Consider the following 10,095-nt stretch of genomic DNA (forward strand, 5'->3'; position numbering starts at 1 on the left):
GAGACCACTGTGAGCACGCTCGACTTCACCCCCACCTCCACCACCCGTCGCATCGCCGACGACGAGCGTGCCCGCATCCTCGCCGCCCCCGGCTTCGGCACCCACTTCACGGACTTCATGGCCCACGCCCGGTGGACGAAGGAGGGCGGCTGGGCCGATGCCGCCCTCGTGCCCTTCGGTCCGATCCAGCTGTCCCCGGCCGCAGCCGTCCTCCACTACGGGCAGGAGGTCTTCGAGGGCCTCAAGGCCTTCCGCCACGCCGACGGGTCCGTGTGGACCTTCCGCCCGGGGGCCAACGCCGAGCGGATGCGGCGCTCCGCCCGCCGCCTGGCCCTGCCCGAGCTGCCCACCGAGGCGTTCGTCGCCTCCCTGCGCGCTGTCGTGCAGGCCGATGAGCCCTGGGTGCCGGAGGCCACGAGCGAGGAGTCGCTGTACCTGCGGCCCTTCATGATCGCCAGCGAGGAGTTCCTCGGGGTGCGCGCCTCCCACTGCGTGGACTATTACGTCATCGCATCCCCGGCCGGCCCCTACTTCCCGCGCGGTGTGCAGCCGCTGGTGGTGTGGATCACCGACGAGTACGCGCGCGCGGGCGCTGGCGGTACGGGTGCCGCCAAGTGCGGCGGCAACTATGCCTCCTCCCTGCTGGGCAAGGTGGAGGCTAGCGAGCAGGGGGCCGATGAGGTCCTGTTCCTGGACTCCGAGACCCACACCGCGATCGATGAGCTCTCCGGCATGAACGTCTTCGCCCTGACCGATGACGGCCGCCTGCTGACGCCGCGGCTGACCGGCTCGATCCTCGAGGGCGTCACCCGCGCCTCGATCCTGCGCCTGGCCGCTGAGCGCGGCCTCGAGGTCGCCGAAGAGCGCCTGATCATGTCCGATGTGCTGGACCGCATCGCCGCCGGGACGATCACCGAGATGTTCGCCTGCGGCACCGCCGCGGTCATCAACCCCATCGGCGAGTTCCGCTCCCGCGACGGCTCCTGGACCATCGGCGACGGTGGCTCCGGGGAGATGACTCTCGCCCTGCGGCAGGAGCTCACCGACATCCAGTACGGCCGCATCCCGGATCGGCATGGCTGGCTGACCCAGCTGGTGTGAGGCCGCGATGACCAGCATGCCCACGTCCGTCACGCCCACGCCCGTCGCTCCCCGCGAGGGCTTCCACCTGTACGACACCACCTTGCGCGATGGCTCCCAGCAGGAGGGCCTCACGCTCTCGGTCGCCGACAAGCTCGCCGTCGCACGCCTGCTCGATGAGCTGGGCGTGACCTATATCGAAGGCGGCTGGCCCGGGGCGATCCCGCGGGACACCGAATTCTTCGCCCGCGCCGCCGCCGGGGAACTCGAGCTCGCCCACGCCCGGCTCGCCGCCTTCGGCGCAACCCGCAAAGCCGGCGTGTCCGTCACCGAGGATCCGCAGGTTGCCGCGCTGCTCGACTCCCAGGCGCCGACGGTGACGCTGGTCGCGAAGTCCGATCTGCGCCATGTCACCCAGGCCCTGCGCACCACCGGCGAGGAGAACCTCGCCATGGTCCGCGACACGGTCGCCCACCTGGTGGCCGCAGGCCGCGAGGTGTTCGTCGACGCCGAGCACTTCTTCGACGGGTACCGTCACGACGCCGACTACACCACCAGCGTGCTGCTGGCCGCCCACGAGGCGGGCGCCGCGGGCCTCGTCCTGTGCGACACCAATGGCGGGATGCTCCCGCACCAGGTCACCGAGGTCATCACCGACCTCACCGCACGCCTGACCGCCGCTGGGGCGGGGCAGGCGCGGCTCGGCGCCCACACCCACGACGACACCGGCTGCGCGGTCGCCAACGCCCTCGCCGCCGTGCACGCCGGGATCACCCACGTACAGGGCTGTGTGAACGGCTACGGGGAGCGCACCGGCAACGCGAACCTCATCACCCTGATGGCGGACCTGCAGCTCAAGATGGATCTGCCGCTCGTGCCGGAGGAGACCCTGGCCGACTCGACCCGCATCGCTCAGACGATCGGCGAGATCGTGAACCTTCCGATGAATCCTCGCGCCCCGTACGCGGGCACGAGCGCCTTCGCCCATAAGGCCGGGCTGCACGCGAGCGCGATCCGCGTGGACCCGGACCTGTACCAGCACATCGACCCGCGGGTCGTCGGCAATGACATGCGCATGATCATCTCCGACATGGCCGGTCGCGCCTCCATCGAGTTGAAGGGCCGGGAGCTGGGCTTCGACCTGCAGGCCGAGCCGGAACTGCTCACCCGTCTGGCCGCGACCGTCAAGCAGCGCGAGGCCGTCGGCTACTCCTATGAGGCGGCCGACGCATCCTTCGAGCTGCTGCTGCTGGACGAGCTGGGCCAGGTGCCCAGCTACTCTCGCGTGGAATCCTGGCGGGCCACCAGCCAGCTGGGCCGCGACGGTCAACTGGAGACCGAGGCGACGGTGAAGCTCGTGCCTCAGGATCGTGACGGCACCGTGCTGCCAAGCGCCCGGCAGGTCGCGATCGCCGAGGGCAACGGCCCCGTGCACGCCCTGGACCTCGCCCTGCGCGGCGCGCTGCGGCAGGCCCACCCGGAGGTCGACGACTTCGAGCTGCAGGACTTCAAGGTCCGCATCCTCGACTCCCAGCACGGCACCGACGCGACCACCCGGGTGCTCGTGCGCACTGCCGGGCGCGGACTTGAGTTCCAGACCGTCGGCGTCGGCCCCAATGTCATCGAAGCGTCCTGGGAGGCGATCTACGACGCCTACACCTACGGGCTGCATAAGTCCGGAGTCTGAGCCGCCCTCGCCCTGGCACGTTCGTGCCGGTCCGAAAAGCCAGCATTGCTCCGACCTGCGGGGGAGTGGGCCTGAATTCGGCACCTCCTGCTCATGGCGTGATGTGGGACACCCCTTTTAGCGTTGCCGCACGGCCAATCGGCCGCACCATTTCCCCCATCACGGAAGGATCCCCAGCCGTGCTCAGCGACGATCACGTCACCTCTCCCACCCGCAGCCGCCTCATGGCCCGTCTCGGTCGTGCCTCGGGCGGCCTTGCCGTCGCCGCGATGCTCAGCATCGGTGGAGCGGGACTCGCCACTGCCGACGGCGGCGGTGACGACCTCGAGACCACGAGCTTCAGCCAGTCCGCGCAGGAGGACACTGAGGCGTACTGGACCCCCGAGCGGATGGAGGCTGCCATCCCCGCCGATGAGCTGGTGGCCGATGCAGCTCCGGCTGATGGTGCCGTGGAGACCTCCGCCACCACCACGATCCCGGGCGCCCAGGCCTCGCCGAAGGCTCAGGGCGGCAACGGGAAGGACCTGAAGAATGAGGATGGCTGGCCCGGCGAGGATGACCCCATCGCCACCGGCGACACCGACCACATCGGCAAGGTGTTCTTCACCGTGAACGGCCAGGACTACGTGTGCTCCGGCAACTCCGTGGCCTCCACGAACGGCAACACCGTCTCCACCGCCGGGCACTGCACCAATGAGGCCGGCACCTGGGCCAGCAACTGGGCCTTCGCCCCCGGCTACGACCATGGCGAGACCCCGCACGGCCTGTGGACCGCCACCGAGCTGTACGCCCCCCAGCAGTGGGTCTCCGGTGAGGACATGAACTACGACGTCGCCTTCGCCGTGGTCGCCCCGGAGGACGGCATGGGCACCCTGACCGAGGCTGTCGGCGCCTCCGGCATCGAGTTCAACACCCAGCGCGGTTCGCTGATCACCTCCTACGGCTACCCGGCCGGGAGCCCCTTCGACGGAGAGTCGCTCGAGCAGTGCCAGGGCACGGGCTTCGATGACACCATCGGCGACACCGATGACCAGGCGATCGACTGCGATATGACCGGCGGCTCCTCCGGCGGCCCCTGGTTCATCGGCGATGGCCCCGATGGGCTGCAGATCTCCGTGAACTCCTTCGGCTACACCATGCAGCCGAACGTCATGTACGGCCCCTACCTGGGTGATGTGGCGCAGGAGGTCTACGAGACCGCGGCCAACGCCTGATCTGCAAGGCCGTCTGATCGGGCACACCGTCTGATCAAAGCCGTCTGATCCACGACGCAGCGGCGACGGGCGTCGCTCCCTCCCGGGGGGGGCGGCGCCCGTCGCGTTGCCCATGGCCGAGCAGTCCGACAAGGAGTATTCGGCCGCGGGCGTGACCGTCATCGATGAGCGCACCGGTGAGGAGACTCCGGTGGCGCACTCCTGCGGCCATGACGTCCACATCGTCGCGCTGCTGGGGGCGCTCGAGGCCCTGGCCAGCTGCCGCGATGCCTGGCAAGGCACCGTGGTCGGCGTCTTCCAACCCGCCGAGGAGATCGCGGCCGGGGCCCGTGACATGGTCGAGCACGGCATCGCCGAGGTGATCCCCACCCCGGAGGTGTATCTGGGACAGCATGTGCTCGGCACCATCCCCGTCGGCCATGTGGGAACCCGCCCCGGGCCCGCGTTCTCCCAGGCCTGCTCGATGCGGATCACCCTGCACGGGCGCGGATCCCACGGCGCGATGCCGGACCTCAGCGTGGATCCGATCGTGCTGGGATCCGCGATCATCACCCGGCTGCAGTCCGTCGTGGCCCGCGAGATCGCCCCGCACGAGACGGCGGTGCTGACCGTCGGCTCCTTCCACGCCGGGACCAAGTCCAACATCATCCCCGAGACCGCCGAGCTGCAGCTGAACACCCGCGCCTACAGCGCCGAAGTCGCCGATGCGCTCACGAGCGCCATCGAGCGGATCGTGCGCGCCGAATGCGCGGCCGCCCGCTGCCCGCGCGAACCCGAGGTCGAGATCTTCGACGTGTACCCGCTGACCACCAACGATGAAGAGGCGACCGCCCGCGTGCGGGCCGCGTTCGAAGAGCACTTCGGCAGCGACACGGTCACCATGGACCCGGTACCCGCCTCGGAGGACTTCTCCGTCGTCCCCGATGCCCTCGGCGTGCCCTACACCTACTGGGGACTCGGCGGGTTCGCCGAGCAGCCCGCCCCCGGCAACCATTCCCCGCAGTTCGCGCCGGACCTCCAGCCCACCCTGGACCGTGGCGCCGCCGCCCTGCTCGTGGCCGCAAACGCCTGGCTGGGGGAGGAGCAACGCTAGGCGCCCGCAGCAGGGCTCAGCGATCCGCGATATCGCCCACGTGCGTGATGGCGAGGACCGGTTCACCGGCCTCATCGGTGGCCTCGAGATCCAGCTCCGCCTCGATCGCCCAGTCGCGGTGATGATCGGGATCATCGAGCACCTGACGGATCCGCCAGACCTTCGACTCCTCGGTGATCTGCAGCAGCTGCGGCGAACGGGCGGGGCCGTCGATGCCCACGTGATCGTAGGTGTCGTAATAGTCGTCCATCGCCGACGCCCAGCGGTCCCGGTCCCAGCCGGAGGCACCGTCGAGCTGCGCCAGACGCTCCTCGCGCTCGAAGGCGAAATGCTCCACACGCTGCCACATCGCCGCACGCACCATGGTGCGCAGCACCTTCGCCTGCCCGGACAGGGAGCGCACCGAGGTGGAGCGCAGCTCGGCGGCGGCATCGGGCTCCCCATCCTCCGGATGGGTGAGGGCCTCCCACTCATCCAGCAGGGAGGAGTCGATGCCGCGCACCAGCACGCCCAGCCACTCGATGAGATCCTCGAGCTCATCGGTGCGCAGATCCTGCGGGATGGTGCGCCGCAGCGCCTGGTAGGCATCCGAGAGGTAGCGCAGCACGATCCCTTCGCTGCGCTGCAGCCCGTAGCGCTGCACGAACTCGCTGAAGGTCTGCCCGGTCTCATGCAGTTCACGCACCACAGACTTGGGGGAGAGGTCCTCGGCCCGCACCCAGGGGCGGGTGCGGGCGTAGATCTCGAGCGCCGCCTCGAGGTCCTCCTCAAGAGGCTTGGGCCAGGTGACCTCGTCCAACAGCGCCATCCGCTCGGTGTACTCCACCCCGTCGGCCTTCAGCTCCGCGAGGAGCTCGCCCTTGGCGGCGTTCTGCTGCGCGAGCAGAATCTGCCGGGGATCCTCGAGAATCGCCTCGATGATCGAGACAGTGTCCAGGGTGAGGGATTCGGAGTCCTCGTCCAGACTGTCGAGCATGGCGATCGCAAAGGGGGCGAGGGGCTGGTTCATCGTGAAATCCAGCTGCAGATCCTCCACCAGCGCCAGGCGACGCCCCAGATGGTCGGGCTCAGGCAGCACCTGCACGATCTCGGCGTCCCGCAGGCCCCGCAGGATCTCCAGGCCCCGCCGGGCGAGCGTGAACTGTTGGGTGCGGGTCTGGTGGCTGGTGAAGATCAGATGGCGCCCGGCGGCGATCGCATCCCCGGGCCGGCTGATGAGCGCGAGCACCATCGACGGGGTGATCTGCAGATGGGGCCGCAGCTGCTCGGGCGGGTTCTCCACGAGCTTGGTGAGGTTCTGCTCGGACCAGGACACTGCGCCGTCGGGCACGCGCGGCTTCGGCTCCTTCTTGCGCTTCTTAGCGTTGTTGGGGGTGCGTCCGGCCTCTTCGCGGGCCTTCTGCTTGGCCAGCTGCTTCTCGAACTCGACGGTCCACGGCGGGGCCTGCACCACCACATGGCCGATGGTGTCGAAGCCCGCCCGACCGGCGCGCCCGGCGATCTGGTGGAACTCGCGGGCGTTCAGCAGGCGTGAGCGTCGGCCGTCGAATTTCGTCAGGCCCGTCAGCAGCACCGTCCGGATCGGCACGTTGATGCCCACCCCCAGGGTGTCGGTGCCGCAGATGAGCTTCAGCAGCCCGGACTGGGCGAGCTTCTCCACCAGACGCCGGTACTTGGGCAGCATCCCGGCGTGATGCACCCCGATGCCCTCGCGCACCAGACGCGAGAGGATCTGCCCGAACCCCTTGGAGAAGCGGAAGTCCCCGATGATCTCGCGGACCTGCTCCTTCTGCTCGCGGGTGAGGATCTTGCGTCCCTGCAGGGCTTGCGCCTGCTCAAGCGCGTCCTTCTGCGTGAAGTGCACGATGTACACCGGGGCGTCGCGGCCCTCGAGAATGCCGGTGATGGTGTCCTCGAGGGCTTCGGTGGACCAGCGGAAGTCGAGCGGCACGGGGCGCGGGGCGTCGGCGATGACGCTCACCTCCCGGCCGGTGCGCTGCTCAAGATCGGTGACCAGGGAGGTGACGTCACCGAGGGTTGCGCTCATGAGCACGAACTGGCAGCGCGGCAGCTCGATCAGCGGCACCTGCCAGGCCCAGCCACGCTGCGGATCGCCGTAGTAGTGGAACTCGTCCATCACCGCCAGGCCCACATCGGAGGTGGGACCGTCACGCAGCGCATGGTTGGCGAGGATCTCCGCGGTGCACACGATGATCGGGGCGTCGTGGTTGACCGAGCTGTCCCCGGTCATCATGCCGACCTTGTCCGCGCCGAACTGGGCGACGAGGTCGAAGAACTTCTCGCTCACGAGCGCTTTGATCGGCGCGGTGTAGTAGGCACGCTCCCCACGGGCCATGGCGGCGAACAGCGCGGAGTACGCGATCGTGGTCTTGCCCGAACCGGTGGGGGTTGCGGCGATGACGTGGTCACCGGCGGCGATGGCCAGCAGCGCCTCCTCCTGATGGGGATAGAGGGTGCGGCCGATCTCCGCCTGCGCGGCGATGAACCCCTCGACGATCGCGTCCTGTCCGTCGCTCGCAGTGGCATCGGGCAAAAACGGCAGCAGATGGGGCATGGACACCAGTGTGCCAGGTGGGGTGGTGGCCGACCGCGCTCGCGAGCATCGGGAGGTGCCCCCATCGCCCCGATAGACGCGGGGGCGCCGTGAGTGATCAGGCGTGGCGCGTGACGGTCACGGTGCTCACCCACCGAGGAGGAACCATGCTTCGTCGTGTCCGACGCACCACCGCCAGTCTCGCGCTCACCGGCGTCACTGTCCTGTCCGTCGCGGGCTGCTCTCTGGGTGGTGCACCGGTTCCAGAGGAGGACGTGGAGCAGCGGATCACGGACCCGCTCACCGAGCAGGTGGGAGTCGCGCCCGATGACGTCGACTGCCCTGATGGTTTCCCGGCTGAGGAAGGCGCCGAGATGACCTGCGTGCTGAGCGCCGGCGGGGAGAGCATCGACGTCATGGTCACCGTCACGGGTGTTGAGGACGGCGAGGTCAGCTACGACGTCGAGGTCGCCGACGAGGTGAACTGACCCACCGTTGAGGCGACCTGACCGCGTGACCCGGTGGGCGGCCTGGTGCTTGATGCTGCTGAGGAAGGTCAGTGCCCCTGTAACTCCCCGGCCTGTGCGCGCCACATCGCATCACGCAGCACCGCAGCCGCGGGGGAGGAAGCAGCGCGTTCCCTGAGCTGAAGTGCAGGCTGTACGGCAGCTGCCCGCTCATCGACAACCTCCCGCGCGGTGCTGTTCCCAGGACCGCTGGCACAGCGCGGTGGCGCTTCCATGCGGCGCGCCGTCACGCCGGATGGTGACCGCCATGGTGCTGACCCGCCACATCATCACGACGATCAGCGGAATCAGAAGCAGAGGCGGAACAGCGATGATCGCGACCAGGCGCACCAGCTCCGGCCCCCGCGCCGTTCTGCTGAACTGCTGCCCATTTCCGCCCCTCGTGGTCGTTCACATCCCCGGTGCTGCGCTACTGTGCGCACACCTGTCCAGGATGTCTGCTGACGGGCTGGTCATGCAGCACCGCGCGGAGACTCTGTGCGGCGCTGCGGGACTCAGTGCTCCCGGAACTCGCCGGCGAGGAAACGGCGGTGGGCGCCGATGGCGAGTCGCGTGGGCAGAAGGGGCGCGGTGGGATCCTGTGCGGCGAGATCCCGGCCTTCTCCGCGGAGTATCTGGTACTGATCCGCCGTGCCGACGGCGAGTAGCTGGCGATGATCTGTGGTCACCACGCACGTAGCGCGGCGCCAGTAGAAGTGCCCCGAGCTCTCGATGCGAGCCACCGACTCCCAAGGGATCCAGACGGTGCGGAGGAGCCCGCGAATCCTCACGCCTCTCGTCGTGATGATCAGTGCAGCTCGCGCTGCACGCAGTACATGGATGACCAGAAGCAACGTTACTGCGAGTGCCACCAGGGCCAGCACGATTGCGATGGCGACACTGGCAGCGGAGCTGGCGGCACGAATCCACATCACGGACAGCACAGGTATCAGCACGGCAGCGAGCAGTGCGAATAGGGCTGTCCCACCGATCTGCAGTGTGCGCACGGGAGTAGAGAAGCCGACGTGGTGTAGTACCCGGCCGTGCGGTGCCTCTGAAGCCATCTGGTCTGTCTCCCCGGGGAATGCTCTGTCATGCCTGGCTGGAGAAGCTTAACCGTGATCGCGCGGGCTTGGCCGGAGGCCTCATATGGGGAGTACTCCCCATCGCCTGGACGTTTATCTCCATCTACTCTTCAGGTACGAAGACGGCTGCGATTGGCACGGCAGGCGAGATTGAGAGGAAGAGGCATGGCCTTCTGGGGTGCGGATACGGAGCAGCTGCAGCAGCAGGCGGAGCTCACGGGTGCGGGCGCGAAGCAGATCGAAGATCTGGCCATGCGGCTCAGCTCCACGGTCAGCACCGTTGCGTGGCTCGGCCCTGATGCCGACGATTTCCGTGCCACGTGGGAAGGTGATCTGCGCCAGAGACTACATGAGGCTGCCGAGCGACTGGGCGATGTCAAGGCGTCGAAGCAACATGGGGCTCGCCGGCGAGTAGTCGGGCGAATGCCTCGGTGGGCGTGAGATAGCCCAGTCGGCGGCGGGGTCGATTGTTGATCTCCTCGGCGATACTGGTGAGGTAGGGCTGGTGATCGGGGATCACCGTGCCCTTGGGCAGATACTCCCGGTAGAGCCGGTTCGTGTTCTCGTTGCTGGGCCTCTGCCAGGGCGAGTGGGGATCGGCGAAGTAGACCGGCATCGCCGTGGCCAGGGAGACCTTCGCGTGCTGGGCCATCTCACTGCCCTGGTCCCACGCCAACGATGCCTTCATCATCTCGGGCAGGTCGTTGAAAAACTCGATGACCGCGTCAGCGGTTGGCTCGGCGTGTTTCGAGGGCAGGGCCAGCAGCCCGGTGAACCCGCTCATCCGCTCCACCAGCGTCGCCGCGCACGAGGTGCCGTTCTTCCCGATAATCAGGTCACCCTCCCAGTGCCCCGGCACCCGACGCTGGGCGGCGT

At 68.5% G+C, this 10,095-nt stretch carries 8 protein-coding genes; 5 read left to right on the plus strand and 3 right to left on the minus strand.

Annotated elements, in window-relative coordinates:
* Positions 1–9: 9 nt before the first annotated feature.
* The 4 genes from MU407_RS04080 to MU407_RS04095 all read left to right on the plus strand — a co-directional run bounded on the left by MU407_RS04080 (position 10) and on the right by MU407_RS04095 (position 5,074).
* A complete protein-coding gene (locus MU407_RS04080; RefSeq protein WP_102235219.1) occupies positions 10–1,101 on the plus strand; it encodes a branched-chain amino acid aminotransferase in 1,092 nt (363 codons plus the stop codon).
* A gap of 7 nt (positions 1,102–1,108) precedes the next feature.
* Positions 1,109–2,767: a citramalate synthase gene (gene cimA / locus MU407_RS04085; RefSeq protein ID WP_246955553.1), complete on the plus strand. Its 1,659-nt coding sequence runs from the start codon at positions 1,109–1,111 to the stop codon at positions 2,765–2,767.
* A 179-nt stretch (positions 2,768–2,946) separates the two neighbouring features.
* Positions 2,947–3,981 carry a trypsin-like peptidase domain-containing protein gene (locus MU407_RS04090; RefSeq protein ID WP_233190611.1) on the plus strand — a complete coding sequence of 345 codons (1,035 nt, stop codon included), beginning with the start codon at positions 2,947–2,949 and terminating at the stop codon, positions 3,979–3,981.
* 112 nt (positions 3,982–4,093) lie between these two features.
* Positions 4,094–5,074, plus strand: coding sequence for an amidohydrolase (locus MU407_RS04095; protein ID WP_246955555.1), 981 nt, complete (start codon positions 4,094–4,096; stop codon positions 5,072–5,074).
* 16 nt (positions 5,075–5,090) lie between these two features.
* Here MU407_RS04095 and MU407_RS04100 read toward each other — a convergent pair whose 3' ends face one another.
* A complete protein-coding gene (locus MU407_RS04100; RefSeq protein WP_246955557.1) occupies positions 5,091–7,649 on the minus strand; it encodes a DEAD/DEAH box helicase in 2,559 nt (852 codons plus the stop codon).
* Positions 7,650–7,795: 146 nt separating this feature from the next.
* On the opposite strand from MU407_RS04100, the gene MU407_RS04105 reads away from it, so the two are divergent.
* Positions 7,796–8,116: a DUF4333 domain-containing protein gene (locus MU407_RS04105; protein ID WP_102235222.1), complete on the plus strand. Its 321-nt coding sequence runs from the start codon at positions 7,796–7,798 to the stop codon at positions 8,114–8,116.
* Between the two features lie 533 nt (positions 8,117–8,649).
* Here the strand turns inward: MU407_RS04105 and MU407_RS04110 are convergent.
* Positions 8,650–9,141 (minus strand): PH domain-containing protein, encoded by a 492-nt coding sequence (locus tag MU407_RS04110; RefSeq protein ID WP_246955559.1) that lies wholly within the window; start codon positions 9,139–9,141, stop codon positions 8,650–8,652.
* A gap of 454 nt (positions 9,142–9,595) precedes the next feature.
* The coding region (locus MU407_RS04115) for an IS30 family transposase (RefSeq protein ID WP_246955561.1) at positions 9,596–10,095 on the minus strand (500 nt) is incomplete at its 5' end.

The organism is Brachybacterium sp. Marseille-Q7125, assembly GCF_023062615.1.
Lineage (GTDB): Bacteria > Actinomycetota > Actinomycetes > Actinomycetales > Dermabacteraceae > Brachybacterium.